Origin of the sequence: Dyadobacter bucti (assembly GCF_005869225.1) — a bacterium.
Classification (GTDB): domain Bacteria; phylum Bacteroidota; class Bacteroidia; order Cytophagales; family Spirosomataceae; genus Dyadobacter; species Dyadobacter bucti.
Window position 1 is genome coordinate 23,389 of sequence record NZ_SWFP01000016.1, and the last position, 24,208, is coordinate 47,596.

Here is a 24,208-nt window from a genome sequence, read left to right on the forward strand (position 1 = left end):
CATTATTCATTATCTCTATGAGCGATTTAAATAGCCAAAACAATAACCAGCAAGATATTGACTTAGATTCCAAAAAGAAGAAGCAGGGTCAAATGCTGCTAATCATGCTCTGTGCTGTTTTACTTTTAGCAGGCGGTATTATATTCTTTAATATGAGCATGGGAAAGAAGGAAACGGCAGAAGAAAATACCGATCTGGAAAACATCATGCCCCTTGAAGCCAAAAACAAAGGAAAGGAAGAAAAGAGCAAATACGGCAGGGACTATAAGCGGAAACTAGCCGACGAGAGTTATGACAGCGGCATTTCTGATCTAACAGGCGAACCTGACCAGTATAAGCGCAGAACAAACGAAAACCTAACCGAAAAGGACTACGAGGAAGTCCGTCAGGCCGGTAACGTTCATGCCCCTATCAGCGCACCAAGAAGTACGCCTAAAATGAAGACTAAGGCGCAAATGAACCAAGAAAATCAACGCAAAATTGCGGCGGCACGCCGACAAATAGCCTACGATGCCAACCCTGAAACTCCTATGTTCAAGAAGTCGAAGGAAGAAATCAGAGAGGAAAAGCTCGCCGAGCTGGAACGCCAGAACAATGCAGAAATGACCAAGGCCGTTCTTGCCGGTTTAGAAAAAGCCTCCAACGCTCAAAATACACCATCCGGTGTGATCCCGACAGCGTACGGTGATCCGATGCCAGTTAAACCTAAAAAGGCTTATCCTGGACAACCCAAAGCTGCGGCCAACAGCCTGCAACCGGCAACCAACGAAAATACCATTGCCAAGGCTACTAGCACCGGTTTTTATAGCGAATCCCGCTCATTGGAAGCAGAAACAATGAATCAATATAGCTACATCCCTGCCGTGATTCACGGAAACGGTGATGGCATCAAGGTTCAGAACGGTTCAACCGTAAAGCTACGTCTGCTGGCAGCGACGTATATATCTATGGGTAACGTTAAAACGCTTCTACCAAGAAACTCTCTACTGGTAGGCACAGTCCGTATATCCAAAGACCGCGTTAACATCGTCATAGGCTCCGTAAGGATCAACAATAATGTCATTCCTGTGAAGATGATCGCCTACGACATCGACGGGGTACAAGGCTTGTATATTCCAAATCTGGTCGATAAGAACCTACTTGGCCGTGAACTCGCCGAAGCCGGTTCAAGACCCCTGCAAGGTTCTGTCTGGACACAAGGTTCTATGAGAAACCAGATCGGTACGCAGGTAGCGACCGATGTCGCCAGAACGCTTACACAAGGAGCTTCGCAATTTGCGAGACGGAAAATGCAAACCGTCCGGGTAACCATCAAACCGAACTACAAAGTCCTATTAACAGCCGGAGAGCTGGAAAATACCGACGAAACCGAATCAATTTCAAATTATTAACAGACTTTAAATCATGAAAAAGTACGCTTTTATCTTCGCTTTCCTTATCCCGGTTTCCCTGTTTGCTCAACTGCAACCTGCCAACCCGGATAACGTTAGAAACGCTGAGAGGCATAATAACTACATTTTGCCTATCGCCAAAATGTCAATCAAAGGGAGCCACCCGGTAGGGATAAACTCAACGAAGACGGTCCACATCATCTTTCCTTCCCAGATCAAAGAAGTTGATGCCGGTATACCTGAGATCATCACCGAAATCACTCCTTCGTTCAACAACGTGTTAAAGGTGAAGGCCATCACTGATGAAGGTTTCAAGGAATCAAACCTAACCGTTTTAACTTCCGGGGGCGATCTATATTCATTCATCGTCAACTACCAAGAAACGCCGGAAATCCTGAATATCAACGTTGAAAAAAACTACGAATCTGACAAGATCGTTTCACGTTCTTTCAACGCGTCCACTTTCCACAAATCTGATTTTCTCATTCCGAACGTCAACCTTTCTGAGAAGGAAATAAGAGACCGGTTTGCATACATCCTGAGTTCCAAAAAATCCATTCAGAACATTGGGGTAAGAAATCATAATGTATCCGCATTCCTAGATAATATCTACATGGATAACTCTCTGATATACATGGCTGTGACTATACATAACTATTCCGGGGTTACCTATCCTGTGGACTTTGTTAAAGTCTACGTTCGTGATGTTGAAGGCGCAAAACGGCAAGTAATACAGGAAGAAGAGTTGACCACTGTTTTGCTAGATAACATTGACATTTTGGATCATGGCACAAGCAAGAGTTTTGTAATAGCCATGCCCAGAATCACAATTTCAAGCGACAAGCAACTCGATTTTGAGGTGTACGAAGTGAAAGGAGGACGGCATTTGCGCTTTCCTATAAACTCGAAAATCGTTTCCAAGGCTAAATCGTTTAAAAAATGAGACAGATACTAATCGCTTCCTTCGTCCTGCTTTGCTCGTCCTTTGTCAGCGCGCAGGTTCATATCAAAAATCAGCATTATGTACAGGTTAATGCCGGTGGATATGACAAACTGATTCACCCAGACTTTGACAACTTCTTTCTGCAAATAGAATATGGCAAATACGGCAAGAAGCTCAACACAAGAGGGGTCGCCTTTACCTATGCCAAAAAACTTAGTGGCAACCTGATCCCGGTTGAAAAATACCAAGCATCGTTTAAGCAGGAATTGAATATTTTTTCAAGTGCCGATCTAAGAAGCACATTTAAAATGTTAGGTACCATTGATTTTGGATATGAATCTATCAACCGAGATCAGGAATATTTTGGTCCTAACTACGTGAGTTCTAAATCAGCCTTTATTTTGGGATTGGGCACCGGTGCGGAGTACGAATTTTCGCCTATTGTGATTGGTACGAGGGTTACTTACAATTTTCTTTCCAATTATCAAAAATTCTCAACCTATCCATATATAGGCGTTAAAATCCATTTAAAATGAAAAACTTACTATACTTTTTCCTCACAGTATTTTTGTTTTCCTGCAACAAAGATATAGCAGTAGACATCGACCCGCAGGACATATCCGAACCAGATTATAACCTGCTTTCAGAAGCATCCAGCTTGTTTAAATACGATAAAGAGTCGAACAAATACAGCACTTCACCTACGATCTATCTCAGACCGTTTGAGAATGTTACCAAGCTGGATAATGTTACTTTGAAGTTCAGTTCTAACAATTTTGGTCGATATATTGTCAAGGGGGATACCCTTTACAACGACGACAAAATTAACGTCAGGTATTCGGACTTTAACAACTTTCTACTTATTTTTAAATATCAGTCAGAGGTTAAAGGAACACACGAAATCACCGTTGAAACTACGATCAGATCGGTAACGAAAGAAACTAAGTTAAACCTCACAACAACTGATTAAACCATGTTTTTGACCAAACTTACAATCAAATCAATGAAAGAGCCGGAGACTGTTACGTCGTCTGGCAAGTCATTACAAGTGCGCTGGATTTCTGGCCTTGTGAATGATAAAAACGTGGCTTTCAAATTATGGAACGATCTAAGCACCGACCCTAAACTCGTTTTGGAAAGCGAGATCGATGTCGAGTTCAGGATCGAAAGCCGCGAAAGCAAAGACCGCTTTTTTACAGATTTAACGATCACTAAAATCCTTTAAAAAATGAAGTCATTACTCGTCTTTTTGGCCCTTGTATTTGTTTCCTGCTCAAAAGATACCCCTGAGCCTGATAGTAACTTATCCGCTGATACCAAGGCGGAAAGAGCGGCTACCTCGCTTGATAATTTTATAGGTGAGTGGGTTTATACGGTTGATAATCAGCCGTACAAAAAGATCGTTGTGGCAAAGGAAGGCACAGCCTACGTATTCAAACACTACGTGATGCTGGCAGGAACGTATGCGCTGGATAAGGACGTATATGAAGCACAGGCCTTGCTACCGGCCAACTTCGTGCCCTGGGATAAATCGGCCACCTTCCAGCCGCTGGTAAATATCACTTCTTCCTATACTTCTGGGAAAGCAGCGATAACCTACCGAGTAATTTCAGGAAAAACGTATCTGGAACTAGGAATCTCGAAGTATTTAAAGGTTGGGCAATGAAGGGTGCTAAGAATGACTTTTCAATGACCTTTTTTGTAAAGGATAGTGATGTTCGTACAAAACCTGTTGACAAACAGGTTTTGTTTTTACACTACGTCCATGACACAAATAAAGCCATTTTATGGCTAAAATCGCATGGAATTAAGTGGGACTACGCCAATATTTACTATCGGAGGACACGCAAATTTGCGGAGCGAATTTATAATAATTGATTTAATAACTACTGCATTTCAATTATGGCATTTTCGGAAATGGGTATACTTGTGGCCTTGCTTACTGGTTTTGTACATATTTTTTGGATGATTTACGCAAAATGGAAACAAGAGGCCGATAAATACCTGACAAAAATTGAACATTTTGAAACTGAATTACTTGATAACAGGCACCGAGTTATTGACCTCACGAGGATAAATGGATTTCCAATAAGGGAGGTTATTTATATTACAAGTATCGACGGAATTAATATATTTTATCATTTTGATTCCTACCAATTTCTTCCTGATTTTTTGCCAAATGAAGATATTATGAAAGATATGATACAGGCCACTCACAAATTTTTGGAAACGAAAACGCCGCCAAATTCATTAGAAAATGCAATCGAGCTTATAGCAGAATATTACGATAATTTTCCTGATAGCGAGGCACATTTGTACCGGCAAGATGTCTTTGACAAGAAGCCTTTTGTTTTACATTCTTAATTTCAGACTATGGATTCTAATAACAAATTTGACGCGCCACAGATAATCGGGAAAGACCAAAAGACGTACGGGCTTGATAAACAAGAGCTTAATAAAATTTCTTATGTCGAGCTGCAAAAAGGTGAAGATGAGAAATTTAAAAGGACTGACAACAAAATTGAAACCAGCCCCGCGGACCTGATTAAAGGAATAAAAGATGGTGAAATCAAGATACTTATGCCGTCGAAGTCATTTATGCTGGAAAGTAACAGGAAGGAGTTTGAGACCAATTTTAAGGCTCCGCAGATGATTGGAAAGGATGATAAAACTTTTGGCTTTGATAGGCAGGATAAAAACAAATTGTCTTACATCGAATTAAAAAAGGATGCGGGAAACTGGAAACGAACAGACAACAAGTTAGAAACTGAAATTTCAGAGCTAGCAAAAAATATTAAAGATGGAAGCGTTAAAGTAGTGATGCCACACAAGGATTTTATCGCGGAAAAAAATAAGCAGACGGAGGGAAGTAAAGCAGATGAGTTAAAAAAAAATGAAGAAGAAAAGAAAGAGAAAATAGAAATTAAGCCAATTGTTGTCGAGCCGCTGAACTCAAGAGAAAAAAAGGAGGTTAAGGAGGCTTTTCAGGAGGGGAAATTGGAAAATAACAGGCACGCGACGAACCTTTTCAAGAAGTTTGATAAGCAATTAGAGTCTGTGCCAGACAAGATTCAAGGCAATAACCTGACAAATCAGGACAAATTGAAACTATTGGTAGGAGATTACAGCGACCACCAGAATACAAAATTTACAGTCCAGAAGGATAAAACCGTGAGTATGGAAGGCAAAGAGAAGGGGCTTCTAACGAACGCGAACAGTCAATTTTCAGAGCGGCAGGTCGAGAAACTAGCAGTGAAGGAACAGACAAAAGCACAGGCACCGGCAATGACCGTATAGTTGTTGATGAAAGTGTTCCGGAAAGTGGCCTGATCGTTTTCAGGTCATTTTTTTTATTTTTCGGTCTAGGGAAACCCCTGCGGTCGGGCTATCCGCTATATCTTTTTTCTCCGTAAAAAGGATGCCGCTCCTATCCCTGTTTCATCGAGCGCACAAGGCACCCCCCGGCACCCTGCAACACAAACCTAAATGTAAAAATAAGTCGCTCACAGAATCGGTCAAGGTCGAGCGCTGCGCGTTTCAAAAAAATCTTCCTTCTTCCTGCGTCAGAAGCGTATTTTTTTGAAAACCTTGACAGATTCTTACCGCTTCCTTATAAAGACATTAAGATTTGGGTTTTGGGGGAAAAAATTATTCCCCTTTTTTTCTGATGATTAATCCTGACCCGCTTTATTGCCTGCGTCGCTGCCTGCACGCGTGTAGACATTCGAATTGTTGGCCAGGTCAAAAGTTCCGGAGATCTCGACGTTAAATGTAGACATTTTGTTTGTCCAGGATCTTAACTAGCGCGAGCTGCTGCTAATTAAATGTAGACACCCTACGCGCATTTGCGGCTTATGTCGCTTCGCGCACATTTTAAAAATTTGTCTTCTAGGGGTTGCTTTCGCCGGTCAAAAAAACTTAAAAAATACCCGAAAAACATTGTTTAGTATTTAAAAAATAGGTATATTTATATAACAAAATCAATCGGTGCTCATACGTTAATGAGCTGTTTTATGGAGAATAACAAAACCCAAGTTTCAAGTCAGCTTTTAGGGCATCTTTACGAACTATGCTACCGCGCCCATTCTGGTACATCCTTCAGCCCTGAAAAACGCGCAGTTTCCTACGTTCGGGATTATTCGGAGATGTTGGCTAATGATTTGGCAGAGCTAGGCGAGAATACCGGCAGTTATAAAGAAAAATTCATCGCAAAGTTTACCGCGTGGATGGCCGCAAAATCTAATTGCCTAAGCAGTATGATAGCGGGACCGTCTAATTTCCCTGTTAGACGCGCTGAAAAGGCAAACAACGCCGAACACGCTCGCTACGAAGAATTCATGCACTGGAGAGACAAGTATTTTACCGCTGTTAACAGAAAACCCCGGTTACCATTTTCGACAGACCTAGAAGAAGCAGAGCGCAAATTGGTGACGCTGGAAGCCTATCAGGAAACAGTAAAAGACCTTGGCAAATTTATCCGCAAACTGAAAACCGACGATGAAGCCGTGATTGTAAAAGAAGCCCTAGAACAAGGCTTTTCGGCTGATTTGCTCAAACGACTTGACTTTTACGGCGGTAAATGGCGTGTTCCCTCGTTCATCCTAACCAATAACAATGCCCGGATCAAAGACACAAAGCAAAAAATTGCTGATCTGGAACGTCGAATTACTACACAAGATAATTGGGAGGACATACATTTTAACGGCGGGTATATTACCGTTAATGATGACAGAGTGAAAATTTTCCACGAGACAAAGCCAGAACAAGAAATCAGAGATTTCCTCAAAAAAAGCGGTTTCCGCTGGTCGCCTCATTGGGTTTGCTGGTGCCGCAGATTGACACCTAACGCCCTGGCCGACGTTCGCGGCTTCATTCTTCCCAGATTGAACCAATAGCATCAAACTTCACAGCAGCAAGCTAAAACCCACCAGACGGGAAATTCCGGTTTCCCGCTGGTGTCTTTACCAATCGGTGCCCATACGTTAATGGGCAATCAAAATGACCAAATTTGATACCTTCATTGCGTCTATGCAGAAGACATACCCATCTGCAAAGAAGATTGTAAACTGCGGTTATACTTTCTTTATTGATGAAAAAGCCCTGATCTTTATTGCCTTCCGGGGCAGATCAACAAAGCCGGTAGTAAATCGGCACTTCACGAGCCTTGACGAGCTTAATAAAACCTATTACGCGTTAGTGAACAAGGCAATGGAGGCCAATAAAATCAATAGCGAACGGGAGAAGCGGCAGCAGGAGAGAAACGCGCGGGATATCCAACCCGGATCAATATTTTACGCCTCGTGGGGATATGATCAAACTAACATCCAGTTTTACCAAATCATAGCCGTGAAAGGCATAAAGGTTATCGTTAGGGAGCTTTACCAAGATAAGCAGTACGACGCAATCGACCACGGCTATACATCTGCTATTAAAGACAGTTTCAAAGGCGATGAGATTGTTTTACGTATAGGGAAGTACGGTTTGAAAGTTGATGAAAGAAACCGTATTTCTAAATGGGATGGTAAGCCGCTCTACTGGTCTTCATATGCGTAAGCCGGGGCGGCTTTGCCGCCTTCTTTCGCCCATAGTGTAGACAGTTGGGGCACAGCTCGCGCCCGGACCAGCGGCCGGTGTCTTACTCTAACCTTGCCAAGTGTAGACAAAACAGTCTGCGACCAGGCTGAAATTTCCGGAAATCCCGCCATCAAGTGTAGACATTTTGTTGGCCCAGGATCCTCGCCGGCGCTTGCCGCAGCTGCTAAAATGTAGACACCCTATGCGCATTTGCGGCTTATGTCGCTTCGCTCACATTTTTAAAAATTGCCTTCTAGGGGTTGCTTTCGCTTGATTATATAAATATATAATTATATAAAAATATTCCCGATTATTGTTGTTTTATATTTAAAAAACGGGTATTTTCATACTATAAAACAATCGGTGCTCATACGTTAATGAGCTGGCTATATGAAGATTTACAGATATATCAATCAAGACAAAATTTCAAAGTATGCACATGCAGTTAAGGACATTTTCTTTGTTTCCTTCATTATGCTGATGGTTTGGGGTTTAATGATAGCTTATTACTGCTAATCCCTAAAATGGTTTGCATTGTATTTAAATTTCGGGTACATTTATAAAGGCAACTAACGCAAAACAGGAGAAAACAAATGCCTACGTTATTTATAATTTTTGGTTTGAGATTTTACTTTTACGCCAACGAACATTTACCAGTCCATGTTCACGTTAAAAATGCAGATGGAGAAGCAAAGTTTGAGGTCGATCCGGTAAAACTTATTAAGAATAAGGGGATTAAAAAAAAGGATATTAGCCTAGCAGAATCATTGATTGAAGAAAATAGGGAGATAATAAAAGCCAAATGGCACGAATATCATGGAGGAAATTGAAGTAAAAAAAGTCTGGTTTCAGGACGATAAAATAAACATCGAAACGGTTGAAGGCGAACGGCGGAGCCATCCCGTTAAATGGTTCCCAAGGCTGGAAAATGCCACGGAAGCCCAACGTCAAAATTTCGAATTATCGGCCTTTGGTATTCATTGGCCGGAACTGGACGAAGATTTGAGTTTTGAAGGTTTCTTTACCTACTCAAAAGAAGCTGTTTCCAGTTAGAATTATCCGCGAGGCCGGGGGAATATTTCAAAATTATTTTTGAAATATTCCCCTTTTTTGTTATTTGATATTTAAAAAACGGGTATTTTTGTATTGTCAAACAATCGGTGCTCATACGTTAATGAGCTGGCTATATGGGATTTATAAAACTCAGTAACGCCCCCCTAAAAGGGGGCTATTAATACATAATCTATGGAAAACGAAGTATTTGAACATGAATTAGCGGCCAAGATCAAACGCCTAAGAAAGGAAGCAAATATTAGCGAGGAAGAGATGGCGGAAATTATCGGGTATCATTCCAAAGTAGTATCGGCCATCGAAGCAGGTCAAAGAGCAATCGGAATAAAAACCTTGTTAAAATGGGCTCAGGCCGTAGGTAAAAAATTAACCATTGATTTTGTATGAGCCTGACTATTAAGAGCTTTTTGCAGGAGATCGAAGAAATTAATGACCTGATGTATCCAATGTTTCAAAATACAAAGGTTGCAAAGCTAATCGGCGTAAAGTGGGATACCCTAGTTAGAAGGATGGAAAGTCGATCTATTTCACCGAAAGATATGGCGATTATCGTTGAATTTTATACTGAACAGCTAGGTAAAGAGAAAGCGGATAGAATGAAATTTATTCTAACCGAGAAATATGAGCTTATAGAGCGTTTAGCCACTGAAAGGCTGAAAAGTATGAGTATTGCCCTTACCGAGTTAAGCAAGCACAGTAACATTAACTACAACATCATAATGAACGTGGTAAATGGGCGTGAACTGTGGGGGATCACTAATCTTAGGAAGATTAGTGATTTCTTGGAGTATTTGAGTACACTAAAATATTTAGAAAATGATGAAAGAAATATTGCTTAGAAACCTAAGTGCCGATAGTAAAGCAGATATACGGGAAATTCTGTCAGAATATTTGAGCAGACACTATATGCAAACCTCTAACGGCTCCACCGCAGTCGAGCAAATGATACGGGAATTCCACCAAAATGAACTGAGGACAAAAGCCGAGATCGAAAAGCTACAAGAGCAGCTTAAGGAGATGCGCGGTCAGATCAGAAGCCTTACCGATCAAAATCAGGCGTATAAAGTCAAACACAAAGCGTTTGTCAGCTCATTCAATGATTTAATTAATCATACATCTTCCTGATGTCGGGGGCAGGTATCTACATTCCATGTTTCCCGAGGGTGAACACTGACTGCTGAGCTGCCGAATAGTGCAGACAGTTTTGCCGCTCAGGTGCGGAGCGAGCTGATCCTGATGCCTTAAAAATGTAGACATATTAATTAAAAAATATACCCGAAAAACATTGTTTTGTATTTAAAAAACAGGTATTTTTAATCGTTAAAACACAGGAAATGATATTATGGACTCACAGAATGAAGTCTCGTTTGTAGTCACCAAAATAGAGGAACCTCGTAAACACGGCTCCATTCTTGAAATCGGAGGTCAGTACGTTGGCACCTTACAAGGCAAGTCCATTTTATGGACTGATCCGGGGAGCGGTCAGGACTGGAGTTTTTACCACCAAGACACCTGCGAAATTATTGTCTAATCTTTTTACCAACAACCAATGAAAAAACCACTATTTGTAATTCTAGCCCTTTTGCTATTTAGCCAGGCATACGCGCAAAAATGCCTGAGCAATGAAGATATTTATGCGATGTGCCGCGATTCAGTAAGTAGTTCGGTCATCATCACAAAAATGAAATATTCCGAATGCTGTTTTAATCTTGCGAGTAGTGACCTGATCGAAATTTCAAAAAACAAAGTCCCGGATATTGTGATTAACGAAATGATCGCACAAATGGGGTCGCATAAACGAACCGGTTCACGTGGTAGAAACCCGCGAGTGCCAAAGTCATTTTCAAACCAACGTAACTAATGAAAAACGATAGCCAAACGAAGCGGGTATTTAGAGTTTCGATATATGCCCTTGGTCTGGTACTCTTTACGCTTATTTTAAGCTTTCTGGACATTTTGCCAAACCGGGTATTAACTGCAAAAATTCTTCAACTTGCCATAGCCCTAAACCTTCTGTATCTGTCAATAGTCATTTATCAGTTGGCAAATAAAGGCTTGTTTGGCCGTGCGCTAATGCCGGTAGTGTATCTGATTGCCGGATGGCTGGCCGTAGCCATAGCGGTTAAAATGATGGTCGGTGGCTCGGTAACTGTGTAGACATTCCGACCTTTAACCTGGTTGAATATTCCCGACATCCGGAATTTAAGTGTAGACATTTTGAGCGCCCTGGATCTTCGCCGGCACGCGCGGCTGCCCTTAAAATGTAGACACCTGCCGCTCAACTCATAAGCAGATCATACGCGATCGTGGTGATATTCACTTTACAAGCGTAGACATTCCAGCATCAAACTAAAAACCATAACCATGAAAAAGCTACTTCTTATCCCCTTTCTGTTGCTCTTCGCTACAAACGCTTTTGCTCAAAATTGTTTGGTTAACGCCGACATCGTTTATATGTGTTCGAACACTGTTTCTGATCGCGTGATCCTGACGAAAATTGACAAATCGGTTTGCTGTTTCAGGATGGAGCCTGAGGATATTGTCGAACTGACAAACCAAGGCGTTCCCGAAAGAATCGTGAACAGGATGTTATACGTGATGCAAAGGAGAAATGTACAGCCGGTTTATACGCCGGTATTCGTTGCGCGTCCCCGTATTCAAGTGCGGTACAGAGCGCCCCGCATTCGGGTTATGGGTAACTTTTAAACAATGTGAAGGCAATCAAATCACACATGAGGATCAATTTGAGGCTTTTAAAGCACTTAAAGAGCATGGTGCAAACGTGCTTCCATTAAGTAGGAAAGATCGTTTCACCGGTGATCGAATATGCGATATTTACGCTGCCGGACAAGAGGCGCCCGACGATCTATACCAAGAGTTTAGTTATATTGTTGACAAACGAAAAGAACGTAACACTATGAATGTTTTAGAAATATCTTGTTTCCAAGATAAAGACAGGGTGCAAAGAATTGATTCTGTTGCCGGAACGCTAACAAATGGATGGAAACTAACTGTTCATTGGGGAAACCTGCTTTTCAATTATGTGAACGTCCCGAATGGCTCCACTGAGGAAGAATTTTTAGATTGGTGGGAAGCTGAAAAGCCCATACACATTAAGCACTTCGTCGATTTTGTAGATGCGTTTGGTCTGGCTGCACTCATTGCATCAGTAGATGCAAAAGGAGATAGAGATATCTTATTCACGGATAATGACACAACTGTGGAGGGCCTATGTCTTGTTACAGAATTGGATATAAACCACGACGACAAACTGATTTCGGTATTTGTAAAAGTCTAATTTTACACTGATGAAGATTTCAATAGATTGTAATCACTTCGTGCCTAATACGAACTTTTGCCATATTGGGGATGTAATATCTCGAGAAATAGAAGGAACGCGAAATGACGATCATTTTACCGATAGAATTCGCGTTATTGAAGATTTTATTAGAGGAAGCGAGGAAAGAGCTATTTCCCTTAAGCTAGCTTTCGAGCAAAAGACCTCATTGTATTCAGATTTTGCACAGAATTTGCATTTTGGTGATATGGTTTCACTAGGATGCTTTTATCCGCTCGATCCTGTGGGATCGGCTATTTTGTCTTACTTTCAGGAAGACAATTTTCATGGCTATTCCTTCTTTGTTTATCAGAAGTGGTATCGTTCGGTGACTGATCTCGAATTAAAATTGGTTATGGTCTTTAATGAAGATTCTTGGGAGAAGGAATATACCACGCTAAGGCATAATAACATTGATTTTCAATTTCAACGATAAAATTTCGCTCACTATGGCATACAAAGTTTTTCTGAACCATTATTATTTCAATTACGATAATAGTCCGGTTGTTGAAGTTCAACTTCCTATTATACCGCGAGTTGGTGAATATATCGACCCTTGGGAATTTCTTAGTAAGGAAGACGAAGAGTTAATATTAAAAAATATTGACGGCGGCGCTTATATGGCACATACGTACGTGAGGGAGATCAGGCATGAGTTTGAAGAAATCCAACGAATTTATTTGATGCTTGATAATACCACATTAAAGGGAAGAACTCATAACATTGGCTAATATGAAGGATTTGGTAAAAGACACAGTTCTGTTCATCCATGAGTACCGAAGTATGGAAAGTTCACCGGTTTCAGTGGGTAATAAGCTTATTACAGCTTTATTCGGGAATACACACATTGCCGAACATCTTTGTGACAGTTGGGCGGGTCGTAAAGGGGATTTTGGTAGTTTTTTTCTAAACCTTGGACACGAGAAGCAAGGATTGTTTATTGAGTATTGGGGTATCCCTGTTCCGGCTCTCTCCGAGTATTCCAAGCGTAAAAATGAAAATCCGATATCCGTCTTGTTCGGTGGAGAGCCGGAGGAAGTTACTTGGATTCATAAAATGATGCTCTATTTCAACAATCACGGTATAGGAGACTACCGAGACATCATACTACCTAGCTTGCCCGTCGAGCGGTACGGAAATTCGAAGAATTGGGGAAACTACATTCTAGGCTTATCCCCCGAAGGGCGCGATCTGGTGATCACGCAGCTGCATGCACATTTGATGGAGGAATAGCACCAAATGAGCTGTATCAAATGGAATATCAAATAAGAGGTAAGTGTTTCTACTGCGATCAACCTAGCCAATACCTGATTGGTGTTTCAAAGGCTCATTGGAAAAGTAAGATCGAGATTAATGGGGAAACCTGCCGCGATCACGTCCCCCAGGCGCTTATCAAAACCGGTAATCTCACCTTTGGCACGTTCTACTGGCCTGCTGTTGCTAATTTGCAGGGAAAGCGGCTATATCACTCCTATTTTGCGGATAAAGAGCAGCTTTCCTATGTTGCTGGCTGGAATGAATATTTACAATCGAACAAGCCTTAATATTACTAACTGAATATAAGTTTTGAATATCTTTCACGCTACTACGGCTTATGTCGCTACGCACACATTATTAAAAATTGTCTTCTACGGGTTGCTTTTGCCTATAAAAAAAGCTAAAATAATACCCGATAATAGTCGTTTTGTATTTAAAAAACGGGTATATTTGTGTAGCAAAATCAATCGGTGCTCATACGTTAATGAGCTGAAAACATGAAAGCTACGATAAAGCTAATCAGCAGTATATGGACACTGGAATTTGAAATGGTGTCAGCAGATGAAATCAAAATATTGCGTTATTCTCGCGATGATCCAGAAGGTTACGAAAAGGAAGATCAGTTTCCCAGGTTAATGATCGACGAAGATGCTGAACGAACTGTGTTGGGCGTGTACTTTATGCCGTTTGATCCATTCAAATGCTGGGCTAATATTTCCGACTCTGTGTATTATAAAGTCATTAATCCTGCGCATATATTCAGCTACGGTTCTTAACTTTCGACCCATCCTTCGTCCTCACGAAGGATGGGTCGAAGTCATTTTTTTTATTTTTTGATCAACCTTTTTTGCACGGTAATAATCCTTGAAGTTTATTATGAGTAAAGGTAAAAACACCACAGATGAAATTTTGAAGGCGTCGCATCGAGTAGAGCTTTTTGTCAGAAAGATTGAAAAGACTATTCAAAAAGCTGTTACCTACGAATCTGATAAGAAGATTAAGAATGATATCGAGTTCCTTGCTGAATTTGTTGAAACTCAAAGGAAAGTCATTCATGAAACAAGGACGGCTTTACAAGGTGTTTCAGACGTCTATGTAGAAAATTACCTTGATAGAGAAATAAGCGCAACGCCACTTTCTACCAGAACATTCCTTTGCCTGAGAAGCGGAGATATTAGGACGGTTCGGGAACTACTTGCGTATAAGGAAAAGCATGGAATTAATGGCTTGCTGAGATTCCGGAATTTTGGTACAAAGTCTTTTGATGAAGTGGTGAATTTTATCAATGCTGTTGAGACTTTATGAGTTATGAAAGCTAGAATGAATGCGATACGGAAATTCCGGGTATGGTACCACACCCCGTTCGGGGTTGGGATCGACGAGAAGCGGGCGATATCTGCCGACAAGTTGAAGCTATCTAAGAAGCAGCAACTTAACCTGATCGAGATCGAGCATTTGGAAGAATGTGACAATTGAAATTCTAAACGGTATACCGATGGAAAAAGTGAGCTTAGTAAGACTGTTTTTTGTTCTGGTCTTCCTGATGGGGGCCGCCGTCATCTTCTTGCTGTCCTGCCAGCATTGAAGTTTATTCGGTTATTGCTGGATCGACGATAACTTCAAACTACTACAATGCAGACAACAGAAAAATTTACCCAAGAGGAACAAGCGCGTCTAATGGCGGCAGATCGGACAAGCCTGGCTATTGCTAATGGTTGGAACCTTCGCACTCAATTTGAATGGAACGATGAATGGCAGGTTAATCTGTGCGATTTGAGAGCCTTACCGGAGGAGTATAAAGACATCGACGAGCTGATCAGCTCGTTTCTTGCCGACAAGCAGGAATGGAACCAGCATTTCGCCGGTTTTATCAGTGATTTCGGGTTGGCTGCGCTGATCGCGGCCAAGGATACGATCTTACCGGCAGAAGGCGAAATTTCTGGTGAGTGGGTAACCTTTGTGGGCGAAGATGCCGATTACGTCCATGTCTGGGAGGTGGTTATCAATTTTGTCGAGCGGCTGATTTCGGTCGTAGTTAAAAGGTGACCGTTTCCGGGAAAAGTCCAACGCCCCACCATGCCAAACAGACCTGTCCAAACAGGATTATTCGGGGAGGCTCAAAAATTCGTCGCATAATTTTATTTATGTTGAAGACGAAAATTAGATGCGACGGGAGACGTAAATATTTTTACAAATTTAAAAAGTACAGTTTGGGGTTGGTACAGATAAAACCAGATAGGTAATGCAAATATCAAATAACCTGATCAATGTTCTCGCAACGTTTCATTAACCCTGTTGTACTGCTGGAAATGCTACATTGATTCGCGAGATGTTCTAGGAACAGCCGCCGCACCCAAGGTTGTGCTGATGGCAGCCACCTGCTTCAAAATCAAAAAGCCTCTTAAAACACTCTGAAGACAGATCTTAAAATTCTTAAAATTCAAATTGTTCGGGTTTGTTCCGCAACAGCCAGCAGCTCGATGATGAAAAGAACAAGTCGTATTCACATGCGAATCAGTAACAGAATTGGTTTGGGCGGGCAGCTACACTACACCCATTCTGGCGGGTTTGGCCGGTTCACCGGCTGATTTGTCCTTTTAAATCTATTAATGGTCATATACACGCCTGCATAATAGAATCTTTGCCATTTTAATAAACCGTGCAATCTCATGACAAGAAAAATATTTTAAGCTTTTCGATTTTGCTGACCATATATTTTAAAATCCAATCGGTATGGGTGAACTCTGAATCGGAAGCAGACAAAATTGTCGGCGTATGGCTGAACGAAAGTAAGGACCGTAAGTTTAAGTGTGAAAACAATTTATATGAGGCTAAACCAATGTGTGCGAAAGACGCTTCGGAAGGTAAGAATACGGGCTGCGTTATTTTTAAAGACTTGCAATATATGGGCAATGGAGCTTATGCTGATGGTAAAGTGTTTGCTCCGGAAAGAGATGAATGGCTTAAGTGTAAAGCAGAGTTAATGGGAGAGCAAACAATGATTTTTACCGGTATGAAAGGAATGTTCAGTAAATCGCAAACCGGGTCACGGCAAACAAAATTGTACTTTAGGTATAATCCGTTTCCGGCAGTTTTTGGAAGGGGAATGCACATTAAATTTTTTATCGAGTGATCACTATGAAAAAATATAATCTTGTACCAGGTCTGATCATATCGGTTTTCATTCCACTTATCGTTGTCATCCCTGTTGCAATCCGCCTTGACTCACGCAGCGATATCTATGTAATTCTTCAAAATTTGGTATTTACATTTCTGCTTACTTTAAGCTGCTGGATTGTAAACCAATATGCTCTCAATCACTTTGCGATGGGAAGTGACTGGTTGAAGGGCACTATTGCCCTGATTATATGCACTTTTATAGCAGTTTTAATACAGTACCCAATAAAGGACTCATCAGAAAGTTTACCACTTATGTTTAATTACAATGGACTTTCCGAAGAGCGTAAATTCATTTTGGTCGCGTTTCGCGGTTTTTTATTAGGAGGGCTGGAATATTTTATTGCCTACTATCTAAAGCTGTCGGCGGATAATCAAAAAGCAAAAATTGAGAATCAGATGCTCAAACATGAAAATCTGGAAGCCCGTTTAAGCCTTTTGAAACAACAGGTAAGTCCGCATTTTTTGTTTAATTCGCTTAGCACCCTCAGGACCATTGCCACAGATGCGCCCACTAGAAAATTCGTAATGCAACTCTCGACGGTATACCGATACCTGCTTAGCAACGATGATAGCCACCTTGCTACATTGGAATCGGAACTGGAATTCACCAGCTCGTATTTGTATATTTTACAGGAACGTTTTGAGGAAGGCCTTCAAGTGGACATCCAGATTCCTGACCAATACCTTAACCAGCAAATTCCCCCATTTTCCTTACAAATTCTGGTTGAGAATGCTGTGAAACACAATGTAGTTTCACAGGAAGATCCACTCCACATCCGAGTTTATATCGAGAGTAACATGCTTTGTGTGGAAAACAACCTGCTTGCAAAGCAGTCCTCGGAGGAAAGCACAGGAAAGGGATTGAAGAATATACGGGAACGTTTTAAGTTGCTTTCTAATAAGGATATTGAAATCTTTTGTGACCATGATAAGTTCTTAGTCAAATTACCAATCTGACAAGGATGCGCATACTGATCATCGAAGACGAGACTAAAACAGGCAAAGAGCTCAAAAGGCAGCTTGAAGCGCTGAATGACACTCTTGAGATATTGTCTATTTTACCTTCTATCAAAAGTGCTGTGAAGTGGTTTTCGGAAAACCAGTTGCCAGATTTGATATTTGCAGACATTCAGCTGGCTGACGGTCTCAGCTTTGAAATTTTCAAACAATTAAAAATTCAAGCCCCCGTTATTTTCTGCACGGCTTATGATGAATATGCCATCCGCGCATTTGAAGCTGATAGTATTGACTACCTGCTAAAACCTGTCGATGAAAACAAACTTGAATTTAGCCTTGCCAAATATGAGAGGATGAAGGGATTGTTTACAAATTCAAAGGAAGATAGCAGTAAAGTAAGCGGGTTGGAAAAGCGTTTTGAGCAGATGCTCAGTAAATTCGACACCGCCGCTTACAAGACAACTATTTTAGTTCATTTTCAGGAAAAGATAATTCCGGTAAAAACGAGTGAGATCCTATATATTCATTATGAAAATGGCCTTGTAAGCATTTGTTTATCCGGTAATCAAAAATATATCACTACCCACACTTTGGATGATCTTGAAGGAATGCTTAATCCTGTCGATTTCTTCCGGGCCAATCGTCAGTTTATTCTGAGCCGCGCCAGTATTTCCAGTGTGGAACATTATTTCACCCGTAGGTTGGCCGTTAAGCTCATCGTCACTACTCCCGAGCCAGTCATTGTCAGCAAAGTAAAATCATCTGAACTGCTCAGATGGATGGAGGCAAACTAACCTGTCCGTGAAAGTAACACCACTCTAAGCCCGGATCTGTACCGGTGATCCGCTGATTTGTCCGCTTCATTTTCATAGTCGCCATAGAGGTTTATGATTTCTGCCTCCTTTGCAGAAACAATCATAAAGATGAAAATTCTAGCATATTTGCTCTTAGCGGCTTGTTTCTTTTCGGCAAAAGCCCAGGACATTTTTTCATTGGGACAAAGCGTTGACTATACTTTACAGCACCATCCCTCGCTTTTGGTATACGATAACAACAGCCGGATCGCCAGAGAAAAGTCCACACAGAGCCTCTCGGGATACCTGCCTCAGGTAACAGCGTCGGCAACCCTGATCGACAACATACGTTTGCAAACGACTGTACTGCCAGCAGGGATTTTTGGGCCGGAGCCAAAAGCCGTACAACTTGGTACGAAGTACAACACCAATGCGGGCCTGGATTTTAGTCAGACCATTTATGATCAGTCAAAATTGACCGGGATCAAGGCAAATAAGCCTTACATGATCATGACTGAACTGCAAAAAAAGCAAAATCAGGAGCTACTCATTTACAATACTTCCACAGCTTATTTTCAGGTTCTTATTTACCAACAGCAACTGGCAATACTTAGGTCTAATAAAGTTAAATACGAAGAAATGGTCAAAGTGCTCACGTATCAATATGAAAAGGGGATGGTACTTGAAAAAGACGTAGACCGGATTAAGGTTAACTTGAATACAACCAATTATCAGATCGATGATGCTGCTATAAAAGAGCAACTCGCCATCAATACTCTGAAAAACGCAATGGGTATGCCGTTAGAAAACGAACTGGTTATCCGGGATTCGCTGCATTACGAAATGTTTGCTGATGGGCTTCCAAAAGAAAGCCTATCGCTAGAATCACTTACTGAAGTGAAAATTAATGAGCAGTCTATTGCGTTACAGGAAATCAATGTAAAAATCAAGCAGGCCGCCTACTTACCTACCCTGAACGCGGTTGGGAAACTTGCTACCCAGTCGCTTAGCAATGATTTTTCTGATGCATTCGCATCCTGGAAAGGGTTTACTTATGTAGGTGCTACTTTGAGCATTCCATTAACTAACGGGTTTAAAAGGAAAAGCATGCTCAAAGAAGAGAAGCTGATTTTGGATAACAACCGTTCTGAATTTAACATCAATAAGGAAAACCTGAAGCTACGATTTGAGAATGCAAAAACCGCTGTCGGAACTGCGTATAGTAGCTATCGTAGCAGCGAAGACAATATGGTGCTGGCAAAAAAGCTATTGGATGTAACAGATTACCAGTATCAACGAGGAGTCGTTGGCCTAACCGACTACCTAAATGATGACTCAGCCTACAAGACTGCACAAGCAAATTATATCAATGGTCTGTACAATTTGATGATCAGCCAGTTGAACTATCAGAAATCGCAGGGCACTTTGCCTGATTTTATAAATAAATTAAGATAAACATCATGAAAAAATTCATTCTGCCTATTGTTATTTTGATTATCCTGACGCTAGCACTTGCATTCACATTAATTGGAAATAAAAAGAAGATCGATCAAGCAAACAAACCAGTCGATCGCAGCCAGGTACCTGTCTCGGTCACCATTGCGGCCGCAGAAATCCACGGGCTTGATGTCAACAAAAAGTATCCTGCGATAATTGTACCTTACGAGCAGGCCAATGTTTCCTCGCAGACCAGTGGTATGTTGAGCGCCTTGAATATCCAGTTAGGCCAGAAAGTGACCAAGGGGCAAATCATTGGAAAGATTGACACAAGAATTCTTGAAATTAACCTAAAATCTGCGCTGATTAACTTGAAATCAGCCGAAATAAAGCGAGATAAATTACTGGACGATTACAACCGGGCGAAGGACTTGTATGAAAACAAGGCTGGCCTTGAAGTTAGTATGCTAACCGCAAAAAGCGATTTTGAAGGTGCCGCCAACAGCTATGAAAACACTTCTGTTCAAATCGGCCTGATCAGGCAGCAAATCGAGAATTCGACGATCTATGCGCCTTTGACCGGTATTGTATCCGCCAAAAATAGCAAGCAAGGTGAATTTGTGACCCAAGGAGTGCCGATTGCGACGATCACCAATATCACTTCCCTTAAAGCAACCGTGTTTGTGGACCAGCAAATTGCGTATCAACTCAGACAAGCGCAAATAGCCAGTATCACCTCCCCAGTTTTCTCGGGAAAACAGTTTGAGGGAAAAATCATTTTCATTAGTCCTGTCGCCGATGCCAACCATAATTATCAGATTGATTTATTGGTTGCCAACAACGATGGTGTGGCATTGAAGGGTGGAACTGATGTACAGATTTCGTTTAATACACTAAGCCGGAAAAATGCATTGGTAATACCAAAACAGGCATTGATGACCGACGCACAGCAACCTTATGTGTACGTGGTAGAAGGGGGAACGGCGAAAGTGAAGATCATTACAACCGGATTGGTTCAAAACGATCAGGTGGAAGTACTCTCCGGTTTAAAGACGGGTCAAGCCGTGGTCACCGGCGGTCAGATCAATCTAAGGGATGGAAGCAGTATCAGCATCATAAATAAATAGCTATGTCACTCACAGAAATATCAATTAACCGACCGCTTCTGATCATAACCGTTTTTGTTGGCCTGATTTTATTCGGCATTATTGGATATACGAGCCTTAATTACAACCTGCTACCCAGTTTTTCACAAGGTACAATTACGATCAAAACAGTCTTACCCGGTGCTTCACCAAGCGAAATACAAAGCAAGATTACCAAGCCGATTGAAGACGTAATCAGCACAGTAGAAGGGATCGATATGGTCACATCCAGCTCATTGCAGAATGTATCTTCGATTGCAATTACCTTAAAATCAGGAGTATCCGATATTGAAGCACAGCAGGACATCGAGCGAAAAATCACCCAGATTAAATCCACGTTGCCTGCCGATATTGACGACCCGGTTGTAAACCGTTTTAGCACAGATAATTTTGCAATCCTAAATTTGACCGCAACTGCTAACCTTTCCGATAAGGCACTTTATGAACTAGTTGATAAAGATATCAAACCCAGGCTAAGTAATGTTAAGGGCGTAGGGCAGATCAATATTATTGGAGGGCAGCCCAAGGAAATAAAAGTACTTTTCGATAATGAAAAATTGCAAATGTACGGGCTTTCGGCCAAGCAGGTATTTCAAACTGTGGCGGCCAATACGATTTCTATTCCAGGAGGAAATGTTAATAGTGCCAGTGAAAATTTGTCCATTACCATTAGCGCCGATTATTCCAATACGCAACTTTTAAGCCAACTGGTAATCCGTGACAATGGAACGGGAAGCCGCATATTGCTTTCTGATATTGCGGTTGTAAGCGATGCCCAGCAGCAGGTCGAAACACTTAACCGCATCAATGGCAAACCCGGTATTGGTATCCAGATCTTTAAAACCAACGATGCAAATGCCGTTGAAGTAAGCGAACAGGTAAAAGAGACTTTGGCGAAGCTTAAAACCTTATATGCCAAACAGGGTTTCAGCTATCAGATTGCCTCTGATCAGTCTGTTTATACTTTGGAGTCTGCTGACTCGGTGCTTCATGATCTATTTTTGGCCGTACTAATTGTAGGTGTTGTTATGCTTCTGTTTTTGCACAGCCTGCGAAGCTCGTTTTTTGTGTTGGTGGCCATTCCTTCGGCGATGATACCAACTTTTATTGTCATGTTTTTGATGGGTTTTTCCCTTAACCTGATGACTCTGCTCGCCTTGTCACTGGTAGTTGGTATTTTAGTGGACGATAGTATTGTGGTGCTTGAAAACATTTTCAGGCACTTGGAAATGGGGAAAAATCGAAGGCAAGCTGCACTAGATGGCAGAAACGAAATAGGTTTTACCGCAGTAGCCATTACACTGGTGGACGTGGTGGTATTTTTACCTATGGCATTTGCCGGCGGGTTAATTGGAAATATTCTGCGCGAGTTTGCCGTGGTAGTGGTAGTCTCAACGCTGATGAGTTTGCTGGTTGCTTTTACGCTCACTCCGATGATGGCGTCACGGTTTGCCAGATTGGAACACCTTTCAAATGAAACATTATGGGGGCGCTTTATCCTTAGCTTTGAAGGTTTTTTAAATAGTGTGAAAAATGGGTATGGGCTGGTACTCCATTGGGTACTTCATCATAAGCGGTACCTGTTTGCAACAGTTATAATCTTAATGATCGCCTCCATAGCATTGGTACCAACCGGCTTTATTGGCGCTTCGTTTACAGGAACAGGCGACAGAGGCGAGCTGGCTATACAACTGGAAACAGCCGCTGATATGCCGATCCATCAAACCAATTTGCTGGTTAGACAGGCAGAACAGATCCTGCTTAAACATCCCCAGGTCAAATCGGTTTACACATTGGTAGGTACACAAACCGGCGCAAAAGGCAATACAGAAAACATAGCCGAACTCTCAGTGACTCTGATTGATAAAAGAGAAAGGGATTTGACTACCGATGAGTTTGGTACCACTGCCCGAAATGAGATAGAAAAAGTGCCCGGCCTGCAAGTAACGGTTATTCCAACCAGCATTACCGGAGCAGTAAACGCCCCAATTCAAATTGTGGCAAAAGGCACAAATATGGACAGTGTTTACAGGGCAGCGGCGATTGTAAAAGATATTGTCAGCAAAACGGCTGGCTCAGATTATGTGCGTTATAGTACCAAGGGGCTCGTCAAACAAATACAGATTACGCCCCAACGAGACAAAATTGCCATGCTCGGCCTTAACCTGCCTGATGTAGCACAGTCTATCCAACTCGCTTTCGGGGGAAATGATAAAACGGAATTTACACAAGGCGATGATACTTATAAAATAGATGTGAGTATCAATCAGGTTGATAAACAGAATATTGAAGCAATTCGGAATCTATCTTTAAGCAGCAGCAAAGGGCAGCTGGTAAAGCTATGGCAGGTCGCCGATGTCCGCGAAATCTCCGGCCAGTCTATTCTGCAAAGAACTGATAGGCAGAATTCCATTACCGTTACTTCATCGGCGGTTGGCCGTCCGTCGGGGGATATAGTTGAAGACGTCCGGAAAGCCTTTGAAACCGTGACTTTACCCTCAGGTATAGAGATCGTGTATCAGGGAGATGCTAAAAATCAGGGGGATGCTTTCAGTAGTCTTGGCTTCGCCCTTGTCATTGCGATTGTGTTAGTTTATATGGTTATGGTCGGTTTATATGAGAGCCTGGTGTATCCTTTTGTTGTGATCTTTTCGGTGCCTGTCGCCTTGATTGGCGCACTACTGGCCATTGCCCTGACAATGAACCAGCTAACCATTTTCACAATCATTGGTATGATCATGCTTCTGGGCCTTGTTACTAAGAACGGTATATTGATCGTGGATTTTACCAATCAACTAAAAGCAGAAGGTAAAGAAGTGGTCGAAGCCTTAACCGAGGCGGGCAAAGAAAGGTTACGGCCGATCATTATGACCACATTCGCAATGATTTTAGGGATGCTTCCACTGGCAATTTCACAAAGCCCTGGATCTGAGTTTAAAAACGGGATGGCCTGGGTATTGATTGGCGGGTTAACCAGTTCCTTTGTGCTGACCTTGTTTTTGGTACCTTCTGTGTATCTGGTAGTCGAGAAATTGATGAACAGGTTTTCCAAACACCAAAACGACGATAAACATATGGCTACCATTGAGGCTGGCGATCCAATTGAACATGTTTAATAAACA

32 protein-coding genes are annotated in these 24,208 nt (G+C 41.7%); all 32 read left to right on the plus strand.

Annotated features, from left to right (window positions below):
* Positions 1 to 17: 17 nt before the first annotated feature.
* The 32 genes from traM to FBF61_RS32125 all read left to right on the plus strand — a co-directional run bounded on the left by traM (position 18) and on the right by FBF61_RS32125 (position 24,202).
* A complete protein-coding gene (traM, locus tag FBF61_RS31975; protein ID WP_138485067.1) occupies positions 18 to 1,391 on the plus strand; it encodes a conjugative transposon protein TraM in 1,374 nt (457 codons plus the stop codon).
* Positions 1,392 to 1,404: 13 nt separating this feature from the next.
* On the plus strand, positions 1,405 to 2,334 hold the full coding sequence (traN, locus tag FBF61_RS31980; protein WP_138485068.1) for a conjugative transposon protein TraN: 930 nt from the start codon (positions 1,405 to 1,407) through the stop codon (positions 2,332 to 2,334).
* Positions 2,331 to 2,870, plus strand: coding sequence for a conjugal transfer protein TraO (locus FBF61_RS31985; RefSeq protein WP_138485069.1), 540 nt, complete (start codon positions 2,331 to 2,333; stop codon positions 2,868 to 2,870). Before traN ends, FBF61_RS31985 begins: the two co-directional genes overlap by 4 nt.
* On the plus strand, positions 2,867 to 3,304 hold the full coding sequence (locus FBF61_RS31990) for a hypothetical protein (RefSeq protein WP_138485070.1): 438 nt from the start codon (positions 2,867 to 2,869) through the stop codon (positions 3,302 to 3,304). The genes FBF61_RS31985 and FBF61_RS31990 overlap by 4 nt, the downstream gene beginning before the upstream one ends.
* A gap of 9 nt (positions 3,305 to 3,313) precedes the next feature.
* Positions 3,314 to 3,559, plus strand: coding sequence for a DUF3127 domain-containing protein (locus tag FBF61_RS31995; protein WP_166444668.1), 246 nt, complete (start codon positions 3,314 to 3,316; stop codon positions 3,557 to 3,559).
* 3 nt (positions 3,560 to 3,562) lie between these two features.
* On the plus strand, positions 3,563 to 4,000 hold the full coding sequence (locus FBF61_RS32000; RefSeq protein WP_138485072.1) for a DUF6705 family protein: 438 nt from the start codon (positions 3,563 to 3,565) through the stop codon (positions 3,998 to 4,000).
* A 236-nt stretch (positions 4,001 to 4,236) separates the two neighbouring features.
* Positions 4,237 to 4,698, plus strand: coding sequence for a hypothetical protein (locus FBF61_RS32005; RefSeq protein WP_138485073.1), 462 nt, complete (start codon positions 4,237 to 4,239; stop codon positions 4,696 to 4,698).
* Between the two features lie 9 nt (positions 4,699 to 4,707).
* Complete coding sequence (locus tag FBF61_RS32010) at positions 4,708 to 5,631, plus strand: hypothetical protein (protein ID WP_138485074.1); 924 nt, start codon at positions 4,708 to 4,710, stop codon at positions 5,629 to 5,631.
* 716 nt (positions 5,632 to 6,347) lie between these two features.
* The gene (locus FBF61_RS32015; RefSeq protein WP_138485075.1) at positions 6,348 to 7,229 is read left to right on the plus strand and encodes a hypothetical protein; all 882 of its coding nucleotides are present in this window, start codon (positions 6,348 to 6,350) and stop codon (positions 7,227 to 7,229) included.
* Between the two features lie 103 nt (positions 7,230 to 7,332).
* Positions 7,333 to 7,887 (plus strand): hypothetical protein, encoded by a 555-nt coding sequence (locus FBF61_RS32020; protein WP_138485076.1) that lies wholly within the window; start codon positions 7,333 to 7,335, stop codon positions 7,885 to 7,887.
* 614 nt (positions 7,888 to 8,501) lie between these two features.
* Positions 8,502 to 8,738: a DUF4160 domain-containing protein gene (locus tag FBF61_RS32025; RefSeq protein WP_138485077.1), complete on the plus strand. Its 237-nt coding sequence runs from the start codon at positions 8,502 to 8,504 to the stop codon at positions 8,736 to 8,738.
* A complete protein-coding gene (locus tag FBF61_RS32030; RefSeq protein ID WP_138485078.1) occupies positions 8,725 to 8,961 on the plus strand; it encodes a DUF2442 domain-containing protein in 237 nt (78 codons plus the stop codon). The genes FBF61_RS32025 and FBF61_RS32030 overlap by 14 nt, the downstream gene beginning before the upstream one ends.
* A gap of 192 nt (positions 8,962 to 9,153) precedes the next feature.
* The gene (locus tag FBF61_RS32035; RefSeq protein ID WP_138485079.1) at positions 9,154 to 9,366 is read left to right on the plus strand and encodes a helix-turn-helix domain-containing protein; all 213 of its coding nucleotides are present in this window, start codon (positions 9,154 to 9,156) and stop codon (positions 9,364 to 9,366) included.
* Positions 9,363 to 9,818, plus strand: a complete 456-nt coding sequence (locus FBF61_RS32040; RefSeq protein ID WP_138485080.1) for a hypothetical protein — start codon at positions 9,363 to 9,365, stop codon at positions 9,816 to 9,818. The genes FBF61_RS32035 and FBF61_RS32040 overlap by 4 nt, the downstream gene beginning before the upstream one ends.
* On the plus strand, positions 9,796 to 10,104 hold the full coding sequence (locus FBF61_RS32045) for a hypothetical protein (protein ID WP_138485081.1): 309 nt from the start codon (positions 9,796 to 9,798) through the stop codon (positions 10,102 to 10,104). Before FBF61_RS32040 ends, FBF61_RS32045 begins: the two co-directional genes overlap by 23 nt.
* Before the next feature lie 424 nt (positions 10,105 to 10,528).
* Positions 10,529 to 10,840: a hypothetical protein gene (locus FBF61_RS32050; RefSeq protein ID WP_138485082.1), complete on the plus strand. Its 312-nt coding sequence runs from the start codon at positions 10,529 to 10,531 to the stop codon at positions 10,838 to 10,840.
* Positions 10,840 to 11,136, plus strand: a complete 297-nt coding sequence (locus tag FBF61_RS32055; protein ID WP_138485083.1) for a hypothetical protein — start codon at positions 10,840 to 10,842, stop codon at positions 11,134 to 11,136. The genes FBF61_RS32050 and FBF61_RS32055 overlap by 1 nt, the downstream gene beginning before the upstream one ends.
* 484 nt (positions 11,137 to 11,620) lie before the next feature.
* Positions 11,621 to 12,277 (plus strand): hypothetical protein, encoded by a 657-nt coding sequence (locus FBF61_RS32060; protein ID WP_138485084.1) that lies wholly within the window; start codon positions 11,621 to 11,623, stop codon positions 12,275 to 12,277.
* Positions 12,278 to 12,287: 10 nt separating this feature from the next.
* Positions 12,288 to 12,752, plus strand: coding sequence for a hypothetical protein (locus tag FBF61_RS32065; RefSeq protein ID WP_138485085.1), 465 nt, complete (start codon positions 12,288 to 12,290; stop codon positions 12,750 to 12,752).
* A gap of 13 nt (positions 12,753 to 12,765) precedes the next feature.
* Positions 12,766 to 13,047, plus strand: coding sequence for a hypothetical protein (locus FBF61_RS32070; RefSeq protein WP_138485086.1), 282 nt, complete (start codon positions 12,766 to 12,768; stop codon positions 13,045 to 13,047).
* 1 nt (position 13,048) lies between these two features.
* Positions 13,049 to 13,549, plus strand: coding sequence for a hypothetical protein (locus FBF61_RS32075; RefSeq protein WP_138485087.1), 501 nt, complete (start codon positions 13,049 to 13,051; stop codon positions 13,547 to 13,549).
* A gap of 20 nt (positions 13,550 to 13,569) precedes the next feature.
* On the plus strand, positions 13,570 to 13,860 hold the full coding sequence (locus FBF61_RS32080; RefSeq protein WP_138485088.1) for a hypothetical protein: 291 nt from the start codon (positions 13,570 to 13,572) through the stop codon (positions 13,858 to 13,860).
* 210 nt (positions 13,861 to 14,070) lie between these two features.
* Positions 14,071 to 14,349: a hypothetical protein gene (locus FBF61_RS32085; protein ID WP_138485089.1), complete on the plus strand. Its 279-nt coding sequence runs from the start codon at positions 14,071 to 14,073 to the stop codon at positions 14,347 to 14,349.
* Between the two features lie 100 nt (positions 14,350 to 14,449).
* Positions 14,450 to 14,878, plus strand: coding sequence for a DNA-directed RNA polymerase subunit alpha C-terminal domain-containing protein (locus FBF61_RS32090; RefSeq protein WP_138485090.1), 429 nt, complete (start codon positions 14,450 to 14,452; stop codon positions 14,876 to 14,878).
* Between the two features lie 3 nt (positions 14,879 to 14,881).
* Positions 14,882 to 15,049 carry a hypothetical protein gene (locus tag FBF61_RS34800; protein ID WP_166444669.1) on the plus strand — a complete coding sequence of 56 codons (168 nt, stop codon included), beginning with the start codon at positions 14,882 to 14,884 and terminating at the stop codon, positions 15,047 to 15,049.
* Between the two features lie 201 nt (positions 15,050 to 15,250).
* Positions 15,251 to 15,619 carry a hypothetical protein gene (locus tag FBF61_RS32095; protein WP_138485091.1) on the plus strand — a complete coding sequence of 123 codons (369 nt, stop codon included), beginning with the start codon at positions 15,251 to 15,253 and terminating at the stop codon, positions 15,617 to 15,619.
* 613 nt (positions 15,620 to 16,232) lie between these two features.
* Positions 16,233 to 16,706 carry a DUF2147 domain-containing protein gene (locus tag FBF61_RS32100; protein WP_138485092.1) on the plus strand — a complete coding sequence of 158 codons (474 nt, stop codon included), beginning with the start codon at positions 16,233 to 16,235 and terminating at the stop codon, positions 16,704 to 16,706.
* A 299-nt stretch (positions 16,707 to 17,005) separates the two neighbouring features.
* Positions 17,006 to 17,710, plus strand: coding sequence for a sensor histidine kinase (locus FBF61_RS32105; RefSeq protein ID WP_166444670.1), 705 nt, complete (start codon positions 17,006 to 17,008; stop codon positions 17,708 to 17,710).
* A gap of 5 nt (positions 17,711 to 17,715) precedes the next feature.
* Complete coding sequence (locus tag FBF61_RS32110) at positions 17,716 to 18,504, plus strand: LytR/AlgR family response regulator transcription factor (RefSeq protein WP_138485094.1); 789 nt, start codon at positions 17,716 to 17,718, stop codon at positions 18,502 to 18,504.
* A gap of 129 nt (positions 18,505 to 18,633) precedes the next feature.
* Complete coding sequence (locus FBF61_RS32115) at positions 18,634 to 19,959, plus strand: TolC family protein (RefSeq protein ID WP_166444671.1); 1,326 nt, start codon at positions 18,634 to 18,636, stop codon at positions 19,957 to 19,959.
* Positions 19,960 to 19,964: 5 nt separating this feature from the next.
* The gene (locus FBF61_RS32120; protein WP_138485096.1) at positions 19,965 to 21,068 is read left to right on the plus strand and encodes an efflux RND transporter periplasmic adaptor subunit; all 1,104 of its coding nucleotides are present in this window, start codon (positions 19,965 to 19,967) and stop codon (positions 21,066 to 21,068) included.
* Between the two features lie 2 nt (positions 21,069 to 21,070).
* Entirely contained in the window at positions 21,071 to 24,202 is a 3,132-nt protein-coding gene (locus tag FBF61_RS32125; protein ID WP_138485097.1) for an efflux RND transporter permease subunit, read from the plus strand.
* Positions 24,203 to 24,208 lie beyond the last annotated feature (6 nt).